The organism is Streptomyces sp. NPDC059875, from assembly GCF_042731085.1.
Classification (GTDB): Bacteria; Actinomycetota; Actinomycetes; order Streptomycetales; family Streptomycetaceae; genus Streptomyces.
Window position 1 is genome coordinate 81,111 of the sequence record NZ_JBHWJZ010000025.1, and the last position, 24,149, is coordinate 105,259.

At 68.9% G+C, this 24,149-nt stretch carries 22 protein-coding genes and 3 pseudogenes; 14 read left to right on the forward strand and 11 right to left on the reverse strand.

From position 1 onward, the window contains the following. Positions 1-393: 393 nt before the first annotated feature. The gene (locus ACFV9D_RS27435) at positions 394-4,590 is read left to right on the forward strand and encodes a ricin-type beta-trefoil lectin domain protein (RefSeq protein ID WP_385151580.1); all 4,197 of its coding nucleotides are present in this window, start codon (positions 394-396) and stop codon (positions 4,588-4,590) included. An 82-nt stretch (positions 4,591-4,672) separates the two neighbouring features. Here the strand turns inward: ACFV9D_RS27435 and ACFV9D_RS27440 are convergent, their stop codons facing one another. From ACFV9D_RS27440 to ACFV9D_RS27450, 3 genes are all read right to left on the reverse strand, one after another. Further along, positions 4,673-5,875 (reverse strand): DUF6545 domain-containing protein, encoded by a 1,203-nt coding sequence (locus ACFV9D_RS27440; RefSeq protein ID WP_385151583.1) that lies wholly within the window; start codon positions 5,873-5,875, stop codon positions 4,673-4,675. 13 nt (positions 5,876-5,888) lie between these two features. Further along, positions 5,889-6,422 (reverse strand): toxin-antitoxin system, toxin component, encoded by a 534-nt coding sequence (locus ACFV9D_RS27445; RefSeq protein WP_385151586.1) that lies wholly within the window; start codon positions 6,420-6,422, stop codon positions 5,889-5,891. A gap of 93 nt (positions 6,423-6,515) precedes the next feature. Next, positions 6,516-7,253 carry a hypothetical protein gene (locus ACFV9D_RS27450; RefSeq protein WP_385151589.1) on the reverse strand — a complete coding sequence of 246 codons (738 nt, stop codon included), beginning with the start codon at positions 7,251-7,253 and terminating at the stop codon, positions 6,516-6,518. Between the two features lie 387 nt (positions 7,254-7,640). On the opposite strand from ACFV9D_RS27450, the pseudogene ACFV9D_RS27455 reads away from it, so the two are divergent. Both ACFV9D_RS27455 and ACFV9D_RS27460 read left to right on the forward strand, forming a co-directional pair. Beyond that, positions 7,641-9,285, forward strand: a pseudogene (locus ACFV9D_RS27455) (pentapeptide repeat-containing protein). Between the two features lie 180 nt (positions 9,286-9,465). Continuing rightward, the gene (locus ACFV9D_RS27460; protein ID WP_385151592.1) at positions 9,466-9,948 is read left to right on the forward strand and encodes a hypothetical protein; all 483 of its coding nucleotides are present in this window, start codon (positions 9,466-9,468) and stop codon (positions 9,946-9,948) included. A 126-nt stretch (positions 9,949-10,074) separates the two neighbouring features. Here the strand turns inward: ACFV9D_RS27460 and ACFV9D_RS27465 are convergent, their stop codons facing one another. Together ACFV9D_RS27465 and ACFV9D_RS27470 are read right to left on the reverse strand one after the other, a co-directional pair. Then, positions 10,075-10,491, reverse strand: coding sequence for a hypothetical protein (locus ACFV9D_RS27465; RefSeq protein WP_385151594.1), 417 nt, complete (start codon positions 10,489-10,491; stop codon positions 10,075-10,077). Between the two features lie 487 nt (positions 10,492-10,978). Next, positions 10,979-11,079 (reverse strand): annotated as a pseudogene (locus tag ACFV9D_RS27470) (DUF6104 family protein); the annotation flags it as partial. Between the two features lie 446 nt (positions 11,080-11,525). Here ACFV9D_RS27470 and ACFV9D_RS27475 point away from each other — a divergent pair. Then, complete coding sequence (locus ACFV9D_RS27475) at positions 11,526-11,714, forward strand: hypothetical protein (RefSeq protein ID WP_385151597.1); 189 nt, start codon at positions 11,526-11,528, stop codon at positions 11,712-11,714. 176 nt (positions 11,715-11,890) lie between these two features. Here the strand turns inward: ACFV9D_RS27475 and ACFV9D_RS27480 are convergent, their stop codons facing one another. Next, positions 11,891-12,307, reverse strand: coding sequence for a hypothetical protein (locus ACFV9D_RS27480; protein WP_385151599.1), 417 nt, complete (start codon positions 12,305-12,307; stop codon positions 11,891-11,893). Between the two features lie 931 nt (positions 12,308-13,238). Here ACFV9D_RS27480 and ACFV9D_RS27485 point away from each other — a divergent pair. After that, on the forward strand, positions 13,239-13,826 hold the full coding sequence (locus ACFV9D_RS27485; RefSeq protein WP_385151602.1) for a TetR/AcrR family transcriptional regulator: 588 nt from the start codon (positions 13,239-13,241) through the stop codon (positions 13,824-13,826). Then, a complete protein-coding gene (locus ACFV9D_RS27490) occupies positions 13,823-14,203 on the forward strand; it encodes a hypothetical protein (RefSeq protein ID WP_385151605.1) in 381 nt (126 codons plus the stop codon). The genes ACFV9D_RS27485 and ACFV9D_RS27490 overlap by 4 nt, the downstream gene beginning before the upstream one ends. Before the next feature lie 158 nt (positions 14,204-14,361). Here the strand turns inward: ACFV9D_RS27490 and ACFV9D_RS27495 are convergent, their stop codons facing one another. Next, complete coding sequence (locus tag ACFV9D_RS27495; protein ID WP_385151608.1) at positions 14,362-14,781, reverse strand: DUF6193 family natural product biosynthesis protein; 420 nt, start codon at positions 14,779-14,781, stop codon at positions 14,362-14,364. Between the two features lie 900 nt (positions 14,782-15,681). On the opposite strand from ACFV9D_RS27495, the gene ACFV9D_RS27500 reads away from it, so the two are divergent. From ACFV9D_RS27500 to ACFV9D_RS27515, 4 genes are all read left to right on the forward strand, one after another. Next, positions 15,682-16,146, forward strand: a complete 465-nt coding sequence (locus ACFV9D_RS27500; RefSeq protein WP_385151758.1) for a serine hydrolase — start codon at positions 15,682-15,684, stop codon at positions 16,144-16,146. Between the two features lie 19 nt (positions 16,147-16,165). Then, positions 16,166-16,651 (forward strand): DUF2975 domain-containing protein, encoded by a 486-nt coding sequence (locus ACFV9D_RS27505; RefSeq protein ID WP_385151611.1) that lies wholly within the window; start codon positions 16,166-16,168, stop codon positions 16,649-16,651. After that, on the forward strand, positions 16,651-16,872 hold the full coding sequence (locus tag ACFV9D_RS27510; protein WP_385151614.1) for a helix-turn-helix domain-containing protein: 222 nt from the start codon (positions 16,651-16,653) through the stop codon (positions 16,870-16,872). Before ACFV9D_RS27505 ends, ACFV9D_RS27510 begins: the two co-directional genes overlap by 1 nt. Before the next feature lie 733 nt (positions 16,873-17,605). Continuing rightward, a complete protein-coding gene (locus tag ACFV9D_RS27515) occupies positions 17,606-17,788 on the forward strand; it encodes a hypothetical protein (RefSeq protein ID WP_385151617.1) in 183 nt (60 codons plus the stop codon). Between the two features lie 81 nt (positions 17,789-17,869). Here ACFV9D_RS27515 and ACFV9D_RS27520 read toward each other — a convergent pair whose 3' ends face one another. The 3 genes from ACFV9D_RS27520 to ACFV9D_RS27530 all read right to left on the reverse strand — a co-directional run bounded on the left by ACFV9D_RS27520 (position 17,870) and on the right by ACFV9D_RS27530 (position 19,904). Continuing rightward, positions 17,870-18,604, reverse strand: coding sequence for a translation initiation factor IF-2 (locus ACFV9D_RS27520; RefSeq protein ID WP_385151620.1), 735 nt, complete (start codon positions 18,602-18,604; stop codon positions 17,870-17,872). Between the two features lie 176 nt (positions 18,605-18,780). Then, on the reverse strand, positions 18,781-18,975 hold the full coding sequence (locus ACFV9D_RS27525; protein WP_385151624.1) for a Rid family hydrolase: 195 nt from the start codon (positions 18,973-18,975) through the stop codon (positions 18,781-18,783). A gap of 461 nt (positions 18,976-19,436) precedes the next feature. Continuing rightward, positions 19,437-19,904 (reverse strand): VOC family protein, encoded by a 468-nt coding sequence (locus ACFV9D_RS27530; protein ID WP_385151627.1) that lies wholly within the window; start codon positions 19,902-19,904, stop codon positions 19,437-19,439. Positions 19,905-20,002: 98 nt separating this feature from the next. On the opposite strand from ACFV9D_RS27530, the gene ACFV9D_RS27535 reads away from it, so the two are divergent. Together ACFV9D_RS27535 and ACFV9D_RS27540 are read left to right on the forward strand one after the other, a co-directional pair. After that, positions 20,003-20,584, forward strand: a complete 582-nt coding sequence (locus tag ACFV9D_RS27535; RefSeq protein ID WP_385151760.1) for a TetR/AcrR family transcriptional regulator — start codon at positions 20,003-20,005, stop codon at positions 20,582-20,584. A 149-nt stretch (positions 20,585-20,733) separates the two neighbouring features. After that, a pseudogene (locus ACFV9D_RS27540) lies at positions 20,734-20,934 on the forward strand (IS630 family transposase); the annotation flags it as partial. 6 nt (positions 20,935-20,940) lie between these two features. Here ACFV9D_RS27540 and ACFV9D_RS27545 read toward each other — a convergent pair. Next, positions 20,941-21,435, reverse strand: coding sequence for a GNAT family N-acetyltransferase (locus ACFV9D_RS27545; protein ID WP_385151630.1), 495 nt, complete (start codon positions 21,433-21,435; stop codon positions 20,941-20,943). Between the two features lie 391 nt (positions 21,436-21,826). Between ACFV9D_RS27545 and ACFV9D_RS27550 the strand changes: the two genes are divergently transcribed. Together ACFV9D_RS27550 and ACFV9D_RS27555 are read left to right on the forward strand one after the other, a co-directional pair. After that, positions 21,827-22,912: a hypothetical protein gene (locus ACFV9D_RS27550; RefSeq protein WP_385151633.1), complete on the forward strand. Its 1,086-nt coding sequence runs from the start codon at positions 21,827-21,829 to the stop codon at positions 22,910-22,912. Between the two features lie 264 nt (positions 22,913-23,176). Then, on the forward strand, positions 23,177-23,824 hold the full coding sequence (locus ACFV9D_RS27555; protein WP_385151636.1) for a hypothetical protein: 648 nt from the start codon (positions 23,177-23,179) through the stop codon (positions 23,822-23,824). Positions 23,825-24,149 lie beyond the last annotated feature (325 nt).

Genomic DNA, 24,149 nt, shown 5'->3' on the forward strand with positions numbered 1-24,149 from the left:
GAGTCACCATCAACGGCAGTTTATGGATGGGTGGGAAAGGTCACCCTGGTGCCCAATTGGTCACGACTCCGCGCAGGAGGGGCGGAATCGACCTCTCCGCCTGTTGATCGGCTGTGTCCTCGCCTGTCACAGTGCCCCGGTCCTTGCCTGTCCGATCAGGGACTCAACTCGTCTAGAGGAGTGGGCACTCGCATGTCCAATGCACGAAGAACCGGCTTGCGGAGGCCGGTTGCCGCCAGTTTGGCGGTGGGGGTTTCGGCGGTCATGCTGCTCGCGACGCCGTATGTCGCGCAGGCCGCGCCGGTGCCTCTGCCCGACGCTTCGGCCACGCCCGAAGCGTCGGCGGCGCCCGCAGAGCCTGGCACCGCGACCAGGCCCACCGCACCGTCAGGAATGTCCGCTCGTACGGGGGTCGAGCAGGCATGGGAACTGGCGAAGAAGACCGGCAAGGATGTGCCGGTCCCGGAGCTGACCACGGAGTACGCGACCACCGTCGCCACCCCGAAGGGCACGCTCCGCTCCGAGAGCCACGTGCAGCCGCAGCGCACCAAGGGCGCCAAGGGGCGCTGGCTGACACTGGATGACACGCTGGCCGTCCGTGCTGACGGCACCGTGGCGCCGAAGGCGTCGAGTTCGAGCCTGGTCATCTCCGGCGGCGGCACGGGTCCGCTGGCGACGATGACGACCGAGGACGGCAAGAAGCTGTCGGTGTCCTCGCCATTCCCGGGCGCGCTGCCCAAGCCCGTACTGCGGGGCAACGACGCGGTGTTCGAGGACGTGGCTCCCGACACCGACCTCCAGGTGAGCGCCACCAAGTACGGCGGCTACACCACCGTGGTCGTGCTGCGCACGCCCGCGGCAGCGGCCAACCCGGCCGTGCGCGACCTGGTGTTCCCCACGGTCACCGACGGTCTGACGCTGGCCAAGGGCAAGGACGGCAGCCTCACCGCGGCCGCGGGCAAGGACACCGTCTTCCGCGCCCCCGCTCCGCTGATGTGGTCGGCCGGCGAGGCACGCAAGCCCGGTGCGCGCGGGTCCCGTTACGCCGACTTCGAGGCCGCAGCCGGCCTCAGCAGCGCCGACGGACCCGGCGCCGATGCCTCCGTGGCCCGGATCCCGGTGACCCGCGCGAAGGTGGACGCCGCGAAGGCGGACGGTGCGACGGCGGACGGCGCGGCGGCGAACGGCGCGGCGGCGAACGGCGCGGCGCAGCGCGCCGCGGGTGAGATCGCCCTGGCGCCCAGCGCCGAGCTGCTCGACGGTGCCGACACCAAGTACCCCATCTACGTCGACCCCTCGTGGTCCGTGGACAGCCGGGGCAAGCAGCACCACGCCTGGGTCCAGCAGGCGTACGACGCCGGCAACTACGACCGCACCGGTTCCACTGACCGGGACCGTCCGGGCGTGGGCTACCAGGGCTGGGAGACCAGCAAGGGCATCGAGCGCGCGCTGTACGAGTTCGACCTGAACGGCTACGCCGGCGCCACCATCAACTACGCCAACCTCCGCCTGGAGCAGTACATTTCGGCGGACTGGTCGTGCACGAACAAGTACCCGGTGCACCTGTACCGGGCCGGCGCGTTCGGCTCCTCGGTCAAGTGGAGCAACCACCAGATCCGCGAGTGGATCCAGAACCAGTCCGTCGGCGGCAACGGCAACAGCGGCGACTGCTACGGCAACATCCCCGTGGACTTCAACGTCACCAACGCCATGCGCGACGGCATCCGCGACACCGGCACCCCACTCGCCTTCGCCCTGACCGGCCAGGAGGGCACCGGCGACAAGATCGCCTTCAAGCGGTTCGCGTACACCGCGGTCCTCAGCGCCGAGTACGACTTCCCGCCGCGCGTCCCGGAGAACCAGCGCACCGTTCCCGCCCCGCGCCGCGTGGTCGCGGGTGACACCCAGGCATGCGGTGACATCCCCTCCGACAAGTTCGGCTGGATCACCACCCCGACCGTCACGCTCGCCTCGAAGGTCAGCAGCCCCAACCAGGGCCAGCTCACCCAGTGGGTGAACATGTGGGAGCACAACACCGGCGCGACCGTGAACACGGGCTGGTCCGGCTTCGTCAGCACCGGTACCGACGCCTCGTACACCGTGCCGCTGGGCGCCATCCAGGACGGTCACAACTACGGCTGGGCTGTCCACGGCGACGACGGCCTGCTGCGCGGTCCCTCCACCACCTCCTGTCACTTCGCGGTCGACCTGACCCCGCCGGTCCTGGAGTTCGGCCAGTTCACCGACCCGGCCACCCAGTTCCCGCCGGCCGGCAACGGCCAGATCACCAAGCTGCGCCTCGGTGACACGGGCTCCCTGCCCGTCGTCGCGTCCGACCCGAGCCCGGGCGCGGGCCTGCGCAGCTCCGGACTTGCCTGCGTCCAGTGGGGCTTCAACCCGCAGCTCACCGACGCCCAGCAGCAGTGCGCGCCGGCCGGCAGCCCGCTCAGCGTGAGCTCCCTCAGCGTCAAGCCCCCGCGCTGGGGCACCAACATCGTCTACGCGCGGGTCCTGGACGAGGCCGGCAACTCCTCGCAGACCCAGTCGTACGCGTTCTACGTGCCGTGGAAGGACGGCGCGGTCGCCTTCGGTGACACCACCGGTGACGCCCGCTCCGACATCCTCGTCCCGGACACCGCGGGCAACCTGGTCACGCACGGCCGCGCCACCGACGGTGACAGCCGCAGCATGATCCCCAGCGGCACCGCCGCCACCGCGCTCCAGGCCCCCGAGGTCTCTTCGGGCCGGACGTGGAAGGACTACCGCACCGTTCACCGCGGCTCGCTCGACCCCGGCCGCAACGTGGACGACCTCTTCGTCCACCAGGAGCCGGCGACCCCCGGCGCGCTGGGCGGATCGCAGCTCTTCGCGTACGACAACACCCTCTCCGACCCGGGCCGCTTCACGCTCGGCACGAAGAGCTCGGTGGAGAAGCCGGAGTGCTCCACCGACCACACCACCGCCTGCACCGGCTACCACAACGTGACGACCTGGCAGCACTCCAGCCAGATCACCCCGACCGGCCCGGCCCGCACCACCCGCACCCCCAGCCGTCAGGTCACCGACGCCACCGGCCTGCTGGCCGTGGAGTCCGGCAACCTGTGGTTCTACCCGGTCAAGACCAACCAGACCCTCGCCGCGCCCACCCTGGTCGACGCGAGCGGCACCTGGGACGACAAGGACCTGATGGTCCCCGGCAACGCCCTGAACATCGGTGCCACCACGGACACCGCCCCGGCGCTGTGGGTGCGCAACCGCACCAACGGCGACATCTTCCAGTACAAGCTGACCACCGCGACTCGCGCGATCGACCAGTACGTCGTGGTGACCGGCGTGGCGGCGCAGCCCGCGACCCGTATCGGCTACGGCATCAAGGGCACGGACTACCCGCGGGTCGGCTCCGACGGTGACGTCACCGGCGACGACATCCCGGACTTCTGGGCCGTCGGCACCGACGGCACGCTGCACGCGTGGGCCGGCACCGCCGCCGGCGGCGCGGTCAACGGCTACAGCGGCTACCACGTCCGCGGTGACGCCCAGGCCCCGACGGTGCAGTGGCGCCTGGAAGGTGACACCAAGGCCATCCCTGCCAAGAACGGCAGCGGCATCTCCAACGACGCCACCGCCACCGCCGTCACCTACGCCACCGAGACCGTCGACGGACGCTCCCGCAAGGTCGCGGTCTTCGACGACGCGGCGAAGTCCGTCATCACCGGCCCCGCCAAGCCCGTCGACACCCGCCAGTCCTTCACCATCTCCACCTGGGCGAAGATGACCGCGGCCGACGGTGTGATCGTCAGCCAGGACACCGCACACGCCTCCGCGTTCATGCTGTGGGCCGACTCCGGCCACTGGCGCTTCGCCATCGCCCGAGGTGACGACGACGGCTGGCCCTACGACTACAACGCCACCGTCACCCCGGCCAACACCTTCAGGCCGGGCATCTGGACCCAGCTGACGGCCACGTACAACGCCACCACGGGCGCCATGAACCTCTACGTCAACGGCACCCTGGCCTCCAGCGGCCACCACAACGCCGCCACCAGCCCCGCCCCCAGCGGCTCGCTGGTCCTGGGCCGGTACAAGTACGTCAGCAAGCCCAGCAACTACCTCAAGGGCGCCATCGCCGGCCTGTCCGTCTTCCAGAACTACGCACCGCCGGTCACGACCACGGACCTGCCGATCCGGTACGCCGCGTCGCCCGACTTCTGTGTCGACACCCCGCAGGGCGCCAACGGCAACGGCAACCAGCCGCAGCTGTGGGACTGCAACGGCTCCGACCCGCAGAAGTTCAGCGTCAACGCCAACGGCACCCTGACCCAGAAGGGTCAATGCGTCGCGGTCCGGGGCAACCAGACCGCTCAGGGCACCGACCTGATCTTCTGGCAGTGCCTGGGCGAGGGAGGCCAGCAGTGGCTGCCCCGAGCCGACGGCAGCATCTACAACCCGCAGTCGAACAACTGCTTCGACCTGCCGCAGGCGAAGCGGGACTGGGGTACGAAGTTCATGATCTGGGGCTGCAACGGCACTCCGGCCCAGCGCTGGAGCATCCCGACGCTCCTGACCCCGGACCTGCCGGTCGCTCCGTGACACGGTGAGCACGACGAGGGGGCGGCCTGACCGACAGGTCGCCCCCTCACTCCGTGCCGCCCCTTCACTCGGTGCCGGCCCCTCACTTCATGGTCGAAGGCGACAGGACGGCGACCGAGCCGAGGGCCCGGGAGATGGCGACCAGGAGGTCCCGGTACTCGGCCTCCGCCGCACGCAGCGCCCGGACCGCCGTCACGCCCTGCTCCTTGTCCGCCGGAACACCCCGGGCGCGGGCGTCGGCCGCGGCCCTGAACATCGCGGCAAGGCCGGTGGCGACGCTCTCGGCCTCCGTCGCGCCGCCCCGGCGGGCCTCTGCGTAGGCGTGCGCACGCACGTCGTCCGAGCAGTACGCCCCGAGTTCCAGCATCCGGTCGTGGATGTCGGTCATCCGGTCCGTGAGGCGCCGGCCGGGGCCGGCGCTCCAGGGAGTGGGGAGGCGCATCCGGCCACGGGGAGCACCGGCCCCGCAAATGGTCCGCCGCAGCGGGCCCAGGGCCCGCAGCGTCCGCAGCGGCCCGAAGACCTCCGCGGCGAGCCAGGGTCCGACGATGGGGATGAGGAAGCCGGCGGCGACGAGGAGGGTGCCGAGGGAGGCGAAGGACATGGCCGCCCGGTTGAGTGGTTCCCAGTCCCGACCGCCCCAGGCGGCCACGACCGCGGCCAGCTTGGCCGCACCATAGGTGACGTTGGTCAGGAAACCGACGGCCAGGACGGTGAGCCCGAAACGCAGCAGGCCTCCGGCCGGTGTCCTCCGCTCGAGCCACTCCCTGCGGAGGTCGCGCGCCCACTTCCAGCACGCGACGGCAGCCGCGGCGGCCGCCCCGGTGACGGCGAACAGGCAGAGCAGCACCATCTCGCGCATGAACGGGGTGTTGGCGTAGTACGTCTCGAAGTCACTCTGCCGTTCGACCGGCGCCTCGCCCAGGAGGAAACAGCCGATGAGCAGGATGATCACCACACCGTGGCCCCAGATCCAGCGCCTGACCCGACGGCGGGTGTGGGGGAGGACCTCCACGTCCTCGCGCCAGTTCTCCATGAGGACCCGGCTGGCACAGGCGTAGGCGCAGAGGATGCAGTAGACCAGCGCCACCGAGAAGTTGCAGACGCCGGTCAACTCGTTGACGAACCCGATCGTCGGGGGCGCCGAGAAGAAGAACGCCGAGGCCTGCAGGAAGATCACTGCGTTGACGCTGCGGACCACGGGACTGTGCCGGCGCCGCACCAACGAGGGAAGTTTGACGACCAGCACGATGCCGAGCGCGGCGGCCGGGATGTAGAGATTCATGCCTTCTCGCCCTCTAACCTCTGAGCGACGCCCAGATGCGGTCGGCCACTCCGCCGAACGGTGCCGTGCCGCGCCCGCGCTCCAGGTAGGGCCTGACCCGGTCGGCCAGCATCCGGCCGAACCGCTCCGCACGCCGCTCCTCTTCGAGGTCCGGCTCCGTACGGGCGGCGGCGACGTAGGCGACCGCGTCGGCAAGGTTCCAGCGGTCACCCAGCATGCGGGCCGCGGCCAGCGCACCGGCCGCGCTGCCATGACCGCAGTGCCCCTCCTTGAGGTGCCACAGCTCATGCCCCAGGATCACGACCTGGTGCAGGGGAGAGGTGTTCGCCTCGAGGACGATCAGGTCGTAGTCGCCCATGTCCAGCCACAGGCCCGTCACCGACTCCGGCGGAAACTCCTCCAGCATCAGACGCACCTCGCGCCCGCTGCACCGTGCCGCACACGCGCAGATCGCCTTCAGCAGCTCCACCGGCTGCTCGGGAACCGGCTGGGGCAACCCCATGAACAGCGCGTCGCGATACCGCTTCATCTCGCGCGAGACGCCCACCCCGTGCCACCCGCCCCTCGTGCCTGATGCACGGCCCCCCATGCATCGTTCCTTGCGCGTTACCGCTGGTGGGCCGTGGTCAGGCCGCCGCGATCAATCGACGTCATTGTGCACCAGCGCTGTCTCGAGGGCGGCGCGGGCCTCCCGGGCGCGCTCCTCACGGGAGCGCCGCGCGACGGATTCGATCAGGGCGATCAGGGGCTGGGCGGTGTCCTCCGGTACATCGGCCAGGGCGCGGGCGGCGTACGCGACAACGCCGAGCGAGGGGTCCACCTCGCTCGCCGGACCCGCGGTTCGCAGGCGCCGCAGGTCCTGGTCCTGGCGCTCCACGGTCCGCTCCAGCAGGTCCTTGTGGATCTGCTGCAGGACGCGGTCCAGCGACTCGGCCGGCTCGGCGACCAGGAACTCGATCTTCTCTCCGAAGAAACCCGCGATCCCGGCGGCGTGGTCGAGGTTCGGAGCACGGCCCGTCTTGATCATCTTGTCGAGCCACTGCGCACTCGTTCCCGCCCCGGCCGCTATCTCCGCCAGGGAGTAGGCTCGCCTGCTGCCGTCCGCGGCCGCACGCAGCCGGGTCGCGCGCAGGAACAGGATCCGCTCGACCACCCGCCGGTGGCGCGCCTCGACGACGTCCACCTCCCGCCCGGACTCAGCGGACCGCTCACCACGCAGCAGTTCCCGCACCTCCTCCACGGCCACCCCGGAGGCGTACGAGAGTCCACCCTCACCCTCCACCCGCAACACGTCGTCGCGGTTCAGTCCCATGCGGTCCAACAGCGAGTCGATCCGACGCACCGTGCCCGTCAGGTCCTGAGCAGGCCCATCACTCACAAGAACTCCCGCGGTCATCGGACGAGGCCCTGACAGGCTAGCAACCACGGTTGATCCGTCATCACCGATCCCCCGATCCCCCGGACACACTGGCCGCGCTTACCGATCTTGTCGGCACAAAACTGCCCAGGCTGCCGCACCCGTAGGCATGTGCAGCGACACAGGGTTCGGCGAGTAGCGGGGCATGAGTGCAGCGTGACGTTCAGCTTCACCAACATCGGGTGACAGCTGGTTGCGGGGTGGCAGTGTGGCGTCGATGACGGGTGAGTGGGTCGGGAAGGTTCCTCGGGAGCGGCGCGCTTCAGAGCGGGTGCAGCGGGAGACGTGGAGCCTGGAGCAGCCGGAGCGGGACCGACCGTCTGCCGCCGTGAAGCCCTGGAGCCCTGCGTGAGCAATCCGCCGGCCACCCCGCGTTGGCCGCACTGTGCGCATGGTGCCGACCCCGCTACCGACCCCGTCGGCTGCCCCGGCATCCAGGTCCCCGGCCACACCGCATGCCTGGCCCACCTGAGAGGCATCGACCGCGACTCCCGCCTTGCCGGCCTGGCACCCGGCGCCGAGATCAACTACCGCGACACCCCCTTCACCGCATCCCTCCTGCAGGAGCTCCTTCAAGCCCTCCAAGACCCCACTACCGGAAGACCCCACGTCGGCTACGCCACCTTCGACGGGGCGCAGTTCTCCGGCGCGAAGTTCGACGGGGCGCAGTTCTTCGGCGACGTCACGTTCTATGAGACGCAGTTTTCCGGCGACGCCGCGTTCGACGGGGTGCAGTTCTCCGCCGATGCCACGTTCGACGGGGCGCAGTTCTCCGCCGACGCCAGGTTCGACGCGGCGCAGTTCTCCGGCAACGCCAGGTTCGAGAGGACGCGGTTTGCGCTGACGGCGCGGTTGGGGCCGGTGGTGAGCGCGAGGGCGGTGGATCTGTCCAGCGCGGTGTTCGAAGTACCGGTGACGCTGGAGATCGCGGCACGTGAGGTTCGTTGTGAGAGGACTCGCTGGGAGTCGACGGCGACCCTGCGCCTGCGCTACGCGGCCGTGGACCTCAGTCACGCGGTGCTGTCGTTCCCCATGGCCGTCACCGCCCACCCCGCCCCCTACATCGACCTCGGGGGTGTGGAAGTGGACGAGGGCCTCCTGGCAGGCGCCGGGGACGGGGTGCGGGTCGTCTCGGTGCGCGGGGTGGACGCGGCGCACCTGGTCCTGAACCGACACCGACCTGACCGACTGCCTGTTCTCCGGTGCTTTCCATCTCGACCAGCTCCGTCTGGAAGGCCGCTGCGCCTTCGCCCGCACCCCCACCGGCCTTCACCGACGCCACTCCATATGGCCCTACAAGTGGACGCGGCGGCGCACCCTGGCCGAGGAACACCACTGGCGCGCGCAGACCGCCGGACAAACCGCCCTGCCCCCGGGCCAGGCCACTTCCCCACGGAACTGGCGCACCGGACCGCACCACCCCGACCCCGGCCTCACCCCTGACCCGGAGGACGTGGCCGCGCTCTACCGGCAGCTGCGCAAGGCCTTCGAGGACGGCAATTACGAGCCCGGCGCCGCGGACTTCTATTACGGCGAGATGGAGATGCGCCGCCACGACCGCACCGGATCCCCGCCCGGCGAACGCGGCCTGCTCTGGGGGTACTGGCTCCTGTCCGGGTACGGCCTGCGCGCATCCCGGGCGCTGGGCTGGTTGCTGGCCGCGGTGGTGGCCACGATCGTGCTGATGATGGGCCTCGGCCTGCCCGACTCCTCGCCCAGACAGGTCGCCAGCGGCACGGTCCCGGCTGGCGGCGGACAGGTGACACTGACCGTGGACAAGCCAGATCCCACGCTGACGCTTCCCCTCGGCGACCGGTTCAGCGGGGCGCGCTTCAACAAGTCCGTGCAGGTAGTGCTGAACTCCGTCGTGTTCCGCTCCAGCGGCCAGGACCTCACCACCTGGGGCACCTACACAGAGATGGTCAGCCGCTTCACCGAACCGGTCCTGCTCGCCCTGGCCATCCTCGCCATGCGCAGCCGAATCAAACGCTGACACCCCCCTTACACGGCCTTGGGACTGGTGAGCTCGCATGTTCAGGTGTCGCCGTATTCGCGGCCGAGCCCAGATGAGGCTCGCGCTGAGTGATCTGCGCGGCGGCACCCCGCAGTCTGCTGGTTGGTGATTGGCATGATGGGCGGCGGCAAGTTCTCAGGTGCTTCTAGAGGAGCGACTGTGGCGTTCGAGACCGAAGCCGATTTCGGACCCGCCGAACGGGATGAGTGGTGTTATTCGCCGGCAGTCGGCGTCGGACCGCTCCGATTCGGTATGACCGTCGACGAAGTGGTCGAGGCGGCTGAGATACTCGGGCAGACCGAGGTCAGCGATTGTGCACGGGACTACGCGATCTTCTCGCCGGCTTGGAAGATCGAAGTCCACCGTCGCGGGGTGGCTTCTTCTCTGCCTGCTGTCACGGCCTATGTGAGCCAAGCCGTGGGGCTGTTCTGCATCGCTGCCGACGCTGTGCAGGGTCCCCAGGTCGCGTTCGACGGACTTCCACTGGTCGGGAGAGACCTGTCGGAGCTGGAATGCGATGCAGTCGCGTATGCCGAGGCGATGGACGTGCACCTTCGCTACACGCCTGAGGGCTCCGCAGGACCGGATGACCCCGGGGTCCTCATACGCGGGCAACTAGGGCTTGTCCGGCCGATCATGTGACTCCTCCGTTCCTCCGCGCACGAGTCGTTCCTGTGGGCAGGGGCGGGGTGATCCGAGCGATGCTGAATCGTTCCCCGAGTCCTGGTTGCCGGACTTTGATACCGGGCTCAGCGGGCCGGGAGCGGCTCAGCCGGGCTGCGCGGCCGAACGCGGGTCGGAGGTGTCGATACGTTCGGCGAACCGACGGACCTGGTCCTCGACGGGTTCGTTCCCGGTGACGGCCATGGTGTAGCGGCGAAACGCCGTCGCGAGGAACGAATCCTCGACGCGGAACCGCATCGTGATGTGGGCCTTCTCGCCACGGTCGCCGACCGAGACGCCAAGGCCCCAGGGCGGGGGCAGGCAGTTCCACCGCTGGTACCAGTCGAGGGCGACCAGTTCCCGGGCCAAGAGGCGTACGGCGGTGTCAACCGGCTCCTCCCAGCTGTGGTCGGCGACCAAGCGGTCCAGCTCGGCGTCGTACCGGTCGGCGTCGAAGTGAGAGTCCGGTGGCAGGGCGCGGGGCCATGGAGTCCTCCTGCGCCACGTGGCGGTCAGGGACATGCTTGACCTGAGGGCGAGGCTGGCCCGGTCTGGGTGGGCGATGTGCCTGCGACGCCATTATGCATACATCAAGTATGCATACTTTAAGTATCGACTTGAAGGGACATGTGGGCTTCCCCCCTCGGTTCCTGCTCGGCCTGTCACCGCTTGACCGCTCCCCAGCCGCCGGCCATCGGGCCACAGCCAGGGAGGCGATCGCATCGGTCACCGGTCACGTTCGACCAAGGGAGCCACCCCTCGCCATCCACCGTGACCGATACCGGGCAAGCCCGGCCCTGACCAGCGGTTTGACCGATCGGGCAAGCCCTTGGCCGACGCGGCAACCCTGGTGGCCGACGCGGCAAGACCATCCTCCGCGCCCTCGGCAAGCCTCACGCCATCAGTCACCGGCTACACCCCTGGTCTCGCGTCGTGTCGCAGAAGTCGTCGCGAAGTCGCGGTGCTCCTCGGGGGCGACCCGTTCTGGCGGTTAACGAAGCCCCGGTTGGTCGACAAACGTACGACGCTGCTCGACGAGACACTCGAAGGTGACCTCCTCCTCGCCGCGCCGCTTCTCCAGTCCTCGATGCCACGGTCGGTGAAGTACACGGTGAGCCAACTGGTGAGGCGAGGCGGCACGAAGAAGAAGCGGTGGCCGCCTGAAATGTTCAATTCGACCGCCCAACGCCGACCAACTGAGGGTGCGGCTTCTTCATCGCCCCCGGCTGGGTGCTGACCAGTGTGCGTAATGCAAGCGCCGGGGTGAGGTTTGAAAGCTCCAGCTATTGAATGGCGATCGCCCCGCTGGTGATCTCAATGCCGGTCCATTGCCGTCCTGTTCGACCCTCCCGATCGGCCGCCGCAACCCGTCCCAGGTCAGGGCCGCTCCATTGCTCTCCTGTCAGATCCCCCCGGTCGACCGCCGCACCGAACAAGGCGTTCAACTCGGGCTCAGGATTGAGGTCTTGCGGGGCTAGCCCACAAAGCCTCCAACGTGTGGCCGCCGACCTCGGGTCGGGGACGGGAGAACTTTCTTGACCTACTGGAGGACCACCATGCTCACCTCAATCGACCCGCTGTTCGTCCTGCCCCTGTTGGTCGGCATCCTCTGCGTCGCCCTCGTGGTCATCGTCTGCATCGTCGCCTTGCTCCGTGCCGACCGCGCCGACACCGTCGCCGTCATCAAGGCCCTGCCCGAGCTCGCGGCGACGCTCCTGCGGTTTCATCGGCGGCCCCGGCGATGACGCCCAAGAGCTCGTCGACCCGAGCGCTGGCCGCTATCGAAGAACCCGACCATCGCCATGTGCTCTCACAGCACCCCGGCCAGGGCGTTGTCCTCCCGCTGGTCGACGGCCTCGAGATAGCCGGTGAGGACCTTGGAGTGCGGGGCCAGCCGCCCTGCTTGGCGATGACGATCTGGTCATGGCCCCTTCAGGCGGGAGGACCGTGGCGAAGCCTCGGCGCGAGGAGTGTCTGGTGAAGCGGATGTCGATTCCGGCGCGCTGGCCGCGCCGGTGATGTCATCGCCGATGGATTCGGGCTGCAGTCCGCCCTGCATCACGGTGTGCCAGCGGGCGTGCAGGCAGCGCCAGGCGTACCCGCCGGGGTCGTCGAGCCCGGCGGCCTCCCTCCACGCGGTCCATGCGCGCACCGGGCAGATCGAGGGGCGGGAGCCGTAGGGGACGGGCACGACTCGGGGTCGGCTCTTGGAGACGCGCATGGCGGCCTGGATGCCGCCGGGGGTGGCGGCGTAGTCGCGGACCCTGTTGTGGGTCAGCTCGTGCTCGCGGCCGGCGAGGCTGTCGTGGGTGCGCCCTCTGCCCGCCCCGCCGACCATCGGCCAGTGATGAGGCTCCCTGGATCTGGTTCTGGCCGCAGTTCCGTGAAGGGCCAGGTCGTCGGAGTGGAGGTAGTTGAGATCGAGCGGCCCACTTCGCAGGGTCGCTACCCAGCAGCCACAACCGTGCCGGCCGTGACCTGAGGAGGGTTGGGGAGCAGTGACGCGAGGTTGTCCCTCACGAAGTCCGCCGCCCGCTCGATCGACTCTTCGGCGCCGGACTGGTCTTCAAAGACGCTGGTAGAGACCATCACTCCGTCCCCAGCGTCCACCCAGTAGTAAGCCACGAAGCCGGGGACCCGGCGAAGGAGAGGTACGAATCCCTCGTCCACTCGGCGTCCTGCCTCGGCAGAGTCAGTCACTCCTTCGTAATGCCGAATCACTGCGTACAAAACTGATCTCCTCATGGATCCCAGGGTCACCTTGCGCGAATCGACATACCCCCACCGAGCGTCTCTCGCTCGGGGGACATCCGGACGTGACCCGGATGGCCGCACAGGTGATCCAAACCGGACATTTGCTGTGACCAGGGCTGGGCGAACCCGGACTTCACGGAAATCCGGTCAGAGCCCTGGATCTCCCCACCCCGCGCTTCAGGTGGTGGCCAGAGTTGCTCACTTTGATTCCCCACCCACCGTGACTTTCGACCGTTCTCGCCGAGTAGCTCTCGTGAACCGTCACGAGAACCCGTTCAGCCGGAAGGCTGGGCGCGATCTCGGCGTTTGCGGGTGTGCTCGGGGTCCTGTCCGAATGTGGCGGGTTCCGGGGGCGGTTGTCGCTTATCCCGCCCACGCCGTCGCCGGCGGCCAGCAGGAGTTCTTCTGCTCGCTCGGCAACCATCCGGTGACCTGAAGAGGCGCCGCCGGCTCCGGTTTTGAAGGGCAGTCCGACCTCTTGTTTACCTTACGGGTCGACCCGTAAGGTAAATGCCATGAGTTCCTCTCTGCCCTCCAGGGGGCGTCCCAGGGATCCCCGATCGCACGAGGCAATCATCGGCGCGACGGCAGAGCTGGTGGTCGAGGTCGGCTACGCCGCGACATCGATCGGGGCGGTGGCCTCGCGGGCCGGTGTCGGCAAGGACACGATCTACCGGCGGTGGCCGGGCAAGCCGGAATTGGTCTTCGAGGCCGTCTTCACGACCACCGATGATGCTCCGCCCCCGGACACCGGAACGCTGGCCGGGGATCTGACCGTGCTGCTCCAGGGCCTGGTCGACGAGTTCCGCGCGCCTGCCGCCGCGGCGGCACTTCCGGGGCTGCTCGCTGACTTTGCCGCCGATCCGGACCTGAAGGCGCGCATTCGCAGCGACTTCCTGGCCCCCTCGAAGGAACGGCTGCTGATTGTCTTCGAACGCGCCGTGGTGCGCGGGGAGATCGCGGCCGAAACGCCTGTGGACCTGGTCCTGGACACGCTGGCAGGAGCTGTGTTCTTCCACGTAGGGCTGGTCGGGGAACACCCTGACCAGCAGCTGGCAGCACTGCTGGCCGCCGTCGTGGCGAAGGGAATCGAGGTCCGATGAACGGCTGGTTTCTCGCGGCAGGCATCACCGCTGTCGGCGTGACCGCAGTGCACATCGTCGGCGGGCGCCGCGATGTGGTGCGCCCGCTGCTGTCCTGTGGGCTCGCGGACGAACCCAAGCGTGTCCTGCACGCCGTGTGGCACATGGTGAGCGTCGACTTGGTGCTCTCCGGACTCGCTCTGCTTTACCTCTCCCTGACGGACGGTGCGCCGGGGACCGGCTTGGTGGCGTGGTTCGTGGCCGGGCACTTCATCGCGTACGCGGCAGCCTTCCTGGTCGTCACGCTGTCCGTCGGCTGGCCCAGACCACTACTCCGCCTGCCGCAGTGGATTCTGCTCCTGCCGGTCGCGGTACTGGCAGCGGCAGGTGCGGCGTAGCCCCACCCCCGGAGAGTTCCCGCGGGCCGCCGCTGTCCTCCGCGGAGGCCGCGGCGCCGAACTCGTCGACCAAGCCATGGAACGCACCGGGAGCGGAGAGCGGCTACGGGGTCGGACGAACGAACCTGGTCGGACCCATGCGTGAACACCCCTGACCTTCAAGCTCGCGGGACAGCGTCGTCGGGGAGGCCCTTGAGGATGGCCGTGACGGCCGATGCCGCACCGTCCACCTCCTGCAGCCGGCGGTCGGCGAACCGCACCCGGTACCGGCCGTTCCTGATCGGCATGGCCGCCGGCAGGTCGCGGCAGATGGGCGGCGCGGCCCGGCGGCTGAAGGTGAGCCAGTACATGCTCCGCCCCGGCGACAGGACCCGGAGTCGCTCCTGCTCGAAGGCGGCCTCGACTAGTTCGTGCAGCCCGGTGTCCGGCGTGCGCGCTGCGGCCTCGCGCAGTTGGCGCCACCGCACCGGCACATCCTCGCCACGCTCATGGGCCTCGGCCAGCTCCCAAGTCCGCAGGAAGGGCCACCGCGCGACGAGTTCGCGTACCCGGGGCCCCTGCAGCCAGGAGTGCAGCACCCGACAACCTCGGACAGGTCCTGGGTGCTGCCGGAAGCCATATGGACACCACCGGTCCAGCAGTCGACAAAGAAGCTGCGCTCATTGAGGCCCATCAGGACATTCGCCGAACGACCGTCAGCTGCCACCTGCGCGGCTACATAGCGCCAGCCCGGTGAGGACGTCAGCTCGACCGCAAGCCCGTTGCCAGCATGATCGGCAACCGCCTGCAGGGCGTTCCGCAAGGAACCCGCCTGGACGACCTCGGGATAGAGCGTCACGTACTCGCGCACGGGATCGTTCGGAGCTGCCTCGCCGTCAAGCCGTTCGGACATGCCATCGAGTCTGCCAGGCCGGCGCACCGCCATCACCGGGGAAATTTCGAGATCGGCATCACCAGCTGTCACCCATCGGCCAAGAAAGTGCTCATCGGTCATAGCAATCGGCCACAGCGATCGGTCACACGGCTGCCGGTTACCTATCGCGTGGGCGCAACCCGTGACCGATTCACGGAGGACCTCCTCCCTGACCTGCGGTTTGGCCGATTGGGCAAGCCTCAAGGCCACCAGGCAAGCCCCTCGTGACCGATGGCCGCGCCCGCTGGGCAAGCCACCGAGCTAAAGGGCAAGCCCCTCCGACGGAGTCGGCCAACATCGACGAGATGGGTGGCTGACGGGAGCGGAATCGGTCGTGGCCGATGACCGGAGGTGGCCTCGATCAGCTCGGAAGCGCCCTGCCAGTTCACCCCACCTCCTGCTGCAGCGAAGCCACCCAGGTCGTCACTGCGCGGGCCACGGTGCTACGTCTTGGCGCGCCGTTGGGCCGCGCTGGGCACCACCGACGGATCCACCCCCGTCACCCGGACACCGTTTTCGAGTCCGGCTCGGCGCAGAAGGTGCTCACCGCTAGCCTGCTCGGCACCTGCCGGACGCCGGGCGGAGCGGGCTCACGGACACCGTCGACGGGCTGTGGCCCGAGTACACCTTCGCCGATCCGGCGGTGGCCGGCATCACCGTCGAGCAGCTCGCCACCCACACCGCCGGCCTGCCGTCCTTCCCGCCCGACGGCCCGGAGTTCCCGCTGGCCATGGCCGGCTACCTGCTGGGCGGCGACGGCTACTCCGTACTCGGCGACCCGGTCCGTACGCTCACCGACCTCTCCGGCTACGGGCCGAAGCCGGATACCGAGTTCTCCTACTCCAACCTCGGCTACGCGGTCCTCGGCGAGACCCCGGCCAAGGTCGACGGGCGCGACTTCCCGACCGCCCTGCTCGAGCGGGTCCTAGCCCCGCTCGAGCAGCCAGCAGGTGGCGGCAGTCAGCGGCAGGGAGACGGCCCATCCCAGCCCTTGCTCCATCTATCGAATTTCGATAGATTCCCATCGTAACTCGATGGAAGGATGGGTCGTGGGGAAGCTGACAGTGGGCGCGCTGCGCGCCGTGCTCGTGGTGGTGCTCGCCGGAACCGTGTTCGTGCAGGCAGGGATGGTGTGGGCGTTGGCCACCGACCCTGAGGACGGGTCGCTCCCGCTGACCCCGCTGCGCGTGATCACGATCCTGGGCATGGTGTCGGCGCAGGTCGCCCTGGTCTGCGTATGGCGGCTGGTGACGATGGTGCGACGCGGAACCGTGTTCTCCCACGCCGCCTTCCGGTACGTGGACGTCGTGATCGGCGCGATCGTGGCGGCTGCCCTGTTGTGGTTCGCGGTGACGGTCCTCAATGCGCCGGGCCAGCGGGACGACCCGGGTGTCACCGTCATCATGGGCGGGGTCGGCTTGGCCATCCTGGGGGTCGCGCTCATCGTGCTCGTGCTGCGGATGCTGCTCGCCCAGGCCGTCGCGCGTGATGTCGAAGCGGCGCAGATGCAGGCCGAGTTGGACGAGGTGATCTGATGTCGATCGCCGTTGACATCGACGTGATGTTGGCCAGGCGGAAGATGTCCGTGGGTGAGCTCGCGGACCGCGTAGGGATCACGCCTGCCAACCTGGCGGTACTCAAGAACGGCCGCGCCAAGGCGGTACGCTTCGCGACGCTCGCCGCGCTCTGCGAGGTGCTTGAGTGCCAGCCGGGCGATCTGCTGCGCTGGGAGGCGGAGGAGGCCGCGGGCGGATGACGTGCCCCAGGGCGGGTGTGAAAAGCCACTGGCGCCACCCGCCCGTTGTCACGGCACGTGAACCGCATGGGCGTGGATCGCCGATCACCCGCAGCCGTCCCGACCCCATTGGGCAGATTCCGGTTGACCTCTAACGTACCGTCCTGGTCGACCATCGCGATCTGCGAGAGTGCCCTCCATCGCAAACCCCCGTCCTTCCAGCGCGGAAGGCCGGGGGTTCGTCGTTGGGTGGCTGGCCAGGGCTTCGCGGCGGTCGCCGGGAAGAGCAGCACCGCCGCCGGCCTCCGGAACGACGCCCGTGGCTGCGTGGGTTTCCAGCGAGAGCCCGCAGACACGTTGCAATTCGGCAAATTCAGGGCGTTCCCGCGGGGACGCGTGCAGCTGTCCGCCCGTGTCGAAGATGAGCGGATGTGGCCTGACGCAGTTGCTGAACTCGCCCGTTTCGAGCGGGCGTTCAAGCGACCCGGCCGATATCTGAACGCGTCCCAGGTCTGGCAGTGATCGCCGGAGCTTTCGACGACGGACCGGTTGCGCTCACGGATCCTCGACCACCACCAGCCGTCCACCGTCCATTCGCTCCTTCGGTCCAGGGTTAGGCAGAGTGCGACGCTCGAACTCGTCGTCGATGCGAGCAATCAGCCGTCCGAGATCACGCCGGGCACCGCGAGGTGGGTGAAGCATGGCCTCCTCCAGATCAACGCGGGTCGCGGAGCGGTAGGAGGAGGTGGCTGCAGTGGGTTCGGCAGGTCGCCCGGCTTACTGGTTCCCGCTTCACGGACCGGCTGGCGCCATCGACCGGCCCGGCAGGCAGGTCCGGCAGGAAACCGGGCTGAACCGGGCCATCCTCGACAAGGGATGGCATCGGCTCGAGCTCGCCCTCACCAACGCCGCCCGGTACACCGCTTTCCGCTTCTGAGGGACGGGTGGACGTGATGGGCGACATTGCGGATGCGGCGGGGAAGGTGAGGCGGCTTCTCGCCGGAGCCAGGCACCCCGTTCAGTGCGGGGGCGGTTGCGGGGTCAGGGCGTTGCCGACGCTGCAGCCGCCCTCTCCGGGCATCCGCTGGATCCGGGGCGGCACCCACACCTCGGTGGCGCCGGGGGCCACGCGGGCAAGAAGGCAGTCCTGCGCGTCGAAGCCGTTGCCCTTTACCGACAGGAGAACGCCGACCCGGCCGCCGTCCGCCTTCACCTCGGTACGGATCGCCGGATCCAGGTCCAGGGCGGCGACCCTACGGCGTACCTCGGCCTCGTCCACCCGGCCGCCCTCCGGCACCCGGGGAAGTTTCGCACGGAGCTCCTCGTACGGCAGCCGGGGCGGTTCGGGTGGCGGGGGGAAGATCAGCGGAGGGCCATCCGGGCAGCCAACGTCACGGGGATCCTCACGCCACTCGGACTTGGGCGACACCCGCACCGCGAAACAGCGCTGCACGGCTATCTCCTGAGGGTCGAACCATTTGTTGTACGCCGAGCCGGACGTGCGGACGACCACGTCGATGCCGTCCCCGTCGTGTGTCGAGGTACCCGTCACCTGCAGTACCTCCACCCCGTCGATGCCGGAAGCGGAGCGCCCGACCTCTTCCGCCGTGCGCGGACGCTGGCCGTAGAGCCGCTCGCCCGCCTTCCTGGCCACCTCGCGTGCGGCGTCCGTCGCCTCGCCCTCGGAGTTCTGCATCACTCCGCAGCCGGCGGTGAACAGCAACAGCGGGGCGAGCAGCAGCAGTCGGCGCATGCGTCCACCCTTCCGGCGCCGCGTGCGGTGCGCAGCCGCTCGCGTACTCAGGCCGGCGTAGGTGATCGTACTCAGCCGGTGCGGCGATCATACGTGGGCGCATCCCGTGAGGTTCCGATGGTGGGCGTACACCTCGATCTCGATCCTCAACCGGGGGTCGGCGAGGCCACAGACCATCATGGCGGCGGGCGACCGAACGCCGCCGAAGCGGCCGCGGAACAGGGCCTGCACGGCTCGAAGTCGTCGCGGTTGGGGAGGAGATAGCGCACCCGGACGACGTCCGCGAAGGTGTAGTCCGCTTCCTTCAGCGCGTATGAGATGTTGCGGAGGCACTGCTCGGCCTGCTCGACGACGTCGTCCGAGGTGGTCATTGCGCGGAAGTCATAGCCGGTCGTCCCGGGTAAGTGAACGCAGTCGCCGTCGACCCGGCAAGCATCGATCGCTGCATCCACCCAGGAACCCGCCGGTCACCAGCCAGAATGCCGAAACGACGCGCGGGTTCCCGGTTGGTCGGCTGCGAGATTCCGTGAACCCGCGCGCTTCCGCCTTCGACGTCCTTCCGAGTCCTTCTGAAGGCTGGGCGGGAATTGCTCTGGATCTTTGGGGGTGTTGCCGCGTTGGCTGGAAGGGCTGGTGACCGAGTACGGCCTGACGCCCGCGTGGATCCTGTGCGCGATGACGGCAGAACCGCCCGTCGCACAGGAGTGACGCGTGCTGCTGGACCGAGATCCCGTAGGGGGAGGTCAGTGGCGGGATCGGGTCGACACGGTGGAATCCTCGCCCTACCGCCGTACAGGGGAGGTTCCTTAAGTCCGCGCGTCGCTCTGGTTCCTCAGGCCCGGCCCGGGAGTGGGGCGTTGGTGTACTGGGCGGCGTACTCCTCGCTGGGCGGGACGACGGTGATGACGTCGATGAGCACACCGTCGGGGGCAGCGACGATGAAGTGGCGCTGGCCGAACTCCTCCGTACGCAGTGGCAGTACCTCGGGCAGGCCGGCCTCCGTCACAAGCCGCTGGTGCTCGGAGTCCACGTCGTCCACCTCGAAGTTCAGCAGTAAGCCGCCGCGGAGCGAGACCCGGTGGCCCTCGGGGAGGGTCGGGTGGGCGTGGTCCAGGAGGGCCAGCTCGTAGTGCGGGGCGTCGGGGCGGCGCAGACTGACGTACCAGTCCGCCTCGAAGGTCACCTCGAATCCGAGGTGGCGGGTGTAGAAGTCGCGGGAAGCTGCGACGTCCCGGGTGGCGAGCACCGGATAGAAGCCCCCGAGCTTGGCCATGGGCTCGGTCGTGAGTTCGTTCGTCATGGCAGAGGCTCCTTCAGCTCCATTTCACATACCTGGGGTATGTGAACCGTGGCGTTAGCATACCCCCGGTACGCGAAATGGAAAGGGCGGTGCGCGCGATGGCGGTCAACCGGGCGGAGCAGCGGGCGGCCACGCGGCAGGCACTGCTGGCCGAAGGGCAGCGGCAGTTCGCCGCCGACGGGTACCACCATGTGGTGCTGGCCGAGGTGGCGCGGGCCGCCGGGGTCACCAAGGGGGCGGCCTACCACCACTTCGACAGCAAGGCGGGGCTCTTCCGGGCCGTCGTTTCGAAGGTCCAGCAGGAACTGGGCGAGCAGGTCGCGACCGCAGCCGAGCGGCACGAGGACCTCTGGGAGCAGCTCCGGGCCGGCTGCCGGGCCTTCCTGGCCGCGGGTACCGACCCGGCGGTGCGACAGATCCTGCTGGTGGACGCGCCGACCGTGCTGGGCTGGGATGAGTGGCGGACGCTGGACGAGGAGTCCTCCGCCCGGCACCTCGCAGAGGTCCTGGCGGCGCTCGCCACGGCCGGGATCATCGCCGACCAGCCGGTGGAGCCCCTGGCTCGGCTGCTGTCGGGGGCGATGAACGAGGCCGCGCTCTGGATCGCGCGGGGTGGGGATCCGCAGGCCGCGGAGCAGGCGCTCGACCGGCTCCTGGCGGGGCTGCGGATCCCGGCCTGACCTCTCGCGCAGGCACTCCGCGTCCTTTGAGTCGGTGCAGAGAAGGTTCAAGGTCCGTTTGTCGCGGCTCGCTTGAGATGGGCAGAATCGGCGTCTGTGGGCTGGGCATTGCTCAGCTCGGCGAGCGTAGCGACGTTCAGACGGGTACACCGCTGCGGCAGGTCACCCAGGCCAACTCGAACCACCCCAACCACACTGTCCAGACACGTGAGTTGCACTGCTGTCTGCGCTGGCGCAACCAGCCTGCCCGGCATCCCGACGTCCCTCCCGCCCAGCGACGCGAACGCGCCCGCGGCCGCAGCGACAAGGACATCCGCTGGGGCGGACGACCTCCTGCCCGGGTGGCTTGAGCATCGTCACAGCTCTTGCTTGCCAGGTCGCCACACGTACCGGATGTCCGGCTCATGTTCCTCGTTGCGGTGTCCGTCGGTGCGCTCAGCAGCGACAAAGCCGTGCCGCTCGTAGAAGCGACGTGCCGACCCGTTGACCTGGAACGTCCACAGTGCCAATCCGTCCGGACGACGCTGCTTCGCCAGCCGTATGAGGCGGCCGCCGATGCCCTGGCCCTGCCAGGCCGGATCGAGATAGAGCTGATCCAGGTCATCGCCGTCCAACACCATCATCCCGACCACCGAGCCCTCGACCGTCGCCACCCACGTTTCCTGGCCAGGCACGACCACGTCCCGGAACCAGGACCGGACCTGGTCGTCCGTATGAGCCCGGCGCACGCCCGGAAGCGCCACCGTGAAGGAACGGAGCCACACCTCGGCCACCGCGGCGGAATCGGAGTCGACCGCACGGCGGACGACAGACTTGTTGATCTTCACAGCGACGCATGCTCGCAGACGCATGACACGGCTGCACGCGAGTTCTCCGCGACGCTCGGACCCGAACGGAACCCAGTGATCGTTACCGGTCAGAGCACCAGTCGACAGACTGGGCGGCGCGGGCAAGGGAAGACCGGCCTGGCGCAACCTGGTAACGCAGACCAACAACTCGACCAATTCCCCGGACCAGCGCGACCAGGTTGAACAAGTCATCTATGACCAGGTCAAGAAGCACAAGGAAAGTCGTCCAGTACCGCATCAAGCCGATCTACGAGGGCAGCAACCCGACCCCGATCAGACGGAGTTCACCACCTTCGGCGACAAAGGGCCTCACCTTCAGCCACAGCTGGAGAAGCCCGCCGGCAATGTCAGAACCGGCGTTTAGCATCGACGCCGAACCGCCATGGAGGATCGCATGACCCGCACCACGCCCCCGCGACCCGTCGACATCGAAGCCGTTTTCCCCGCCCTCGTTGCCCACCGGCGTACGGCCACGCGCCTGCATCCGCGCCAGGGCGTCGCAAAGGCCGAGGAGAGCTCGCTGGCGGGACCGCTGTTGTGGCCGGCCGACGAGCCGTGGCCGGTGTGCACCGCGGTACACACCAAGGGCACGGGTCATCGGCTGGACGACATGCGGCTCAAGCGGAGCATCCTCGCCGAGGCGAGAGGGCGGGACTTCTCCGGCGAGGAGCGGCGGATCCTCGACGCCATCAACCCGGGACAGCACGCCCCGGACCTCCGGGACGAGGATCCTCTCCCGCTGCTGGCCGTCGCCCAGCTGTACACGCGGGACATCCCCGACCTCGTTGGTCCGCAAGGCCACGACCTGCTCCAGGTGTTCTGGTGCCCCTTCGAGGTCCACGGCCCTGACCGCGCCATCGACGTCGTGCTGAAGTGGCGGCGCTCGCACGAAGTCGGCGACGTCCTGGCGGACCAGCCCGAGCCCCCGGTGGCGGGCCGAGAGGAATGCGTGCCCACCCCGTGCGTCCTGCATCCCGAACAGGTCGTCGAGCACGAGTACCTGGGCCTGCTGAGTGAAGGACTCCAGGAGGGTATCGACGCCTGGGAGGAGAGTCTGCTGGACGAGGAGGAGAACGACGAGGACGTGTACGACTCCTCCGCGCCGCAGAGCTACGACACCTATGAGGAGTACGAGGCCGCGATGGCCCGGGCGCGCGCGGAGGAGGCGTACGAGGTCGACTACATGGGAGACCTGTCCATCGCCCCGGGATGGAAAGTGGGCGGCTTCGCATCCTGGCACCTGACCGATCACGCACCGGTCGACTGCGCCGTCTGCGGCACGCCGTTGCCTCCCCTGCTCACCGTCGACAGTGGGGAATGCGACGGCGGGTCGCGAAGCTGGCTTCCGCTCGAGGACCGCGACTCAACCGACGACCGGAACGTGATTGACCCGGTCGGCGTCTACCTCGGCCGCGGCTTGATGCGCATTCACACCTGCGCCGTCGACCCGACACACCCGCACCGGCTCAGCTTTCAGTAGGCGCCGCGACAGGAGCCACCGCACAGCCCTCGCGACCGTAACCGTGCTGCCCAGGGCACAGGGAAAGTCCAGGGGCCCGGGCTCGCACCAAGGCCGGGCCCAGTGGTTGGATTGGACGTCATCGCACATCCAACCCGCCACGACCACCGACCCGGCGGACCTTTGCGGTCACAGCACTGGTTTCCCTCGCTGTTCGGTGGCGGTGGGGGCCGGGATGCCGACCTGATCGGGGCGGTGCGGGAGGCGGTGCGGGACACTCTGCCAATGATCGTCATGCAGCCCGTCCTGGAGTTTTACGCTCCCGACGGTTTCGCTTTTTGGCCTGTCGTTGAGGGTGAGCCGTTCAGGTACCTGGCACTCAGCGGTGAGCTCACCTCTGCGGAGGTCGGGACAGCGGTGATGCGCATCGCCGAATGCAACGACATCGACCCCGATCCCAACGCGGGGGATGACCGTCCGCCCCGGCCTGCTGACCCGCTCGGATCATTCCTGCACGGACTGCTCACGTTTGACAGCCTCTGCGCGGCCGGTGGCCTGAGAGTCACGGACGGGTCCACAGGCGTCACATTCCTTCCTGGCTGCTGCAACGGGCTGGAGGACTGGCGTGCCTGGCACACGGTCGCTAGCGGCAGCGGACCGGTCTCTTTCGGCCATGACCCTGACCCGGTTGCCGAGCGCTTCGGTGACACGGTCCGGCTGACCGTCGATGTCGAGCGGAGCGACAGCCCGGTGATCGAGTTGCCGGCCGTCGAGCTTCGCCGTCTGCTGGGCGGGGTCGAGCGCGACCTGGCCGACTTCCTCGCGCTGGCAGCCGACTGGAGTCCCAGGCACCTGCCCGGCCACTCCGCACTCGTCGTTGCCGCCCTCGCCCGCGTTCTGGATCTACCGGCGCCGGCGTGGAGCGCCAGCTGAATGTCACCGTGGCCGGACCGGCTATGGGTCGTTGGCTTCCTCCGGACGACCGGGATTCCCGCCTGGGTGGGGTCTGGTCCTCAGTTCTGGCGGGCCGAGGCCGGCCCGCCGTCCTCGAGGGGTTCGGGAACGGCAATGGGCCTGGTGGGTGGCCTTGGTGGCGTGTGCTTCTCCGTCTGCCGTGTCTGCCTGGACGTCCGTGCATGTACCGATGCGGCTGTTGTGCCCACCCGGTGGGCTGGCGAGGGCGGCGAGATGGCCGGTGCTGTGATGGTCGGTTGGGGGGTGACGGGGGGCAGCCTGGCAGGTGGAAGGTCGAGCGGTC

Coding starts and splice junctions, on each gene's coding strand:
- ACFV9D_RS27435 (WP_385151580.1), top strand. CDS start 394: ATGTCCGCTCGTACGGGGGTCGAGCAGGCATGGGAACTGGCGAAGAAG.
- ACFV9D_RS27440 (WP_385151583.1), bottom strand. CDS start 5,875: ATGAATCTCTACATCCCGGCCGCCGCGCTCGGCATCGTGCTGGTCGTC.
- ACFV9D_RS27465 (WP_385151594.1), bottom strand. CDS start 10,491: ATGTCCCTGACCGCCACGTGGCGCAGGAGGACTCCATGGCCCCGCGCC.
- ACFV9D_RS27475 (WP_385151597.1), top strand. CDS start 11,526: ATGCTCACCTCAATCGACCCGCTGTTCGTCCTGCCCCTGTTGGTCGGC.
- ACFV9D_RS27480 (WP_385151599.1), bottom strand. CDS start 12,307: ATGGTCGGCGGGGCGGGCAGAGGGCGCACCCACGACAGCCTCGCCGGC.
- ACFV9D_RS27485 (WP_385151602.1), top strand. CDS start 13,239: ATGAGTTCCTCTCTGCCCTCCAGGGGGCGTCCCAGGGATCCCCGATCG.
- ACFV9D_RS27490 (WP_385151605.1), top strand. CDS start 13,823: ATGAACGGCTGGTTTCTCGCGGCAGGCATCACCGCTGTCGGCGTGACC.
- ACFV9D_RS27510 (WP_385151614.1), top strand. CDS start 16,651: ATGTCGATCGCCGTTGACATCGACGTGATGTTGGCCAGGCGGAAGATG.
- ACFV9D_RS27520 (WP_385151620.1), bottom strand. CDS start 18,604: ATGCGCCGACTGCTGCTGCTCGCCCCGCTGTTGCTGTTCACCGCCGGC.
- ACFV9D_RS27525 (WP_385151624.1), bottom strand. CDS start 18,975: ATGACCACCTCGGACGACGTCGTCGAGCAGGCCGAGCAGTGCCTCCGC.
- ACFV9D_RS27530 (WP_385151627.1), bottom strand. CDS start 19,904: ATGACGAACGAACTCACGACCGAGCCCATGGCCAAGCTCGGGGGCTTC.
- ACFV9D_RS27535 (WP_385151760.1), top strand. CDS start 20,003: ATGGCGGTCAACCGGGCGGAGCAGCGGGCGGCCACGCGGCAGGCACTG.
- ACFV9D_RS27545 (WP_385151630.1), bottom strand. CDS start 21,435: ATGCGTCTGCGAGCATGCGTCGCTGTGAAGATCAACAAGTCTGTCGTC.
- ACFV9D_RS27550 (WP_385151633.1), top strand. CDS start 21,827: ATGACCCGCACCACGCCCCCGCGACCCGTCGACATCGAAGCCGTTTTC.
- ACFV9D_RS27555 (WP_385151636.1), top strand. CDS start 23,177: ATGATCGTCATGCAGCCCGTCCTGGAGTTTTACGCTCCCGACGGTTTC.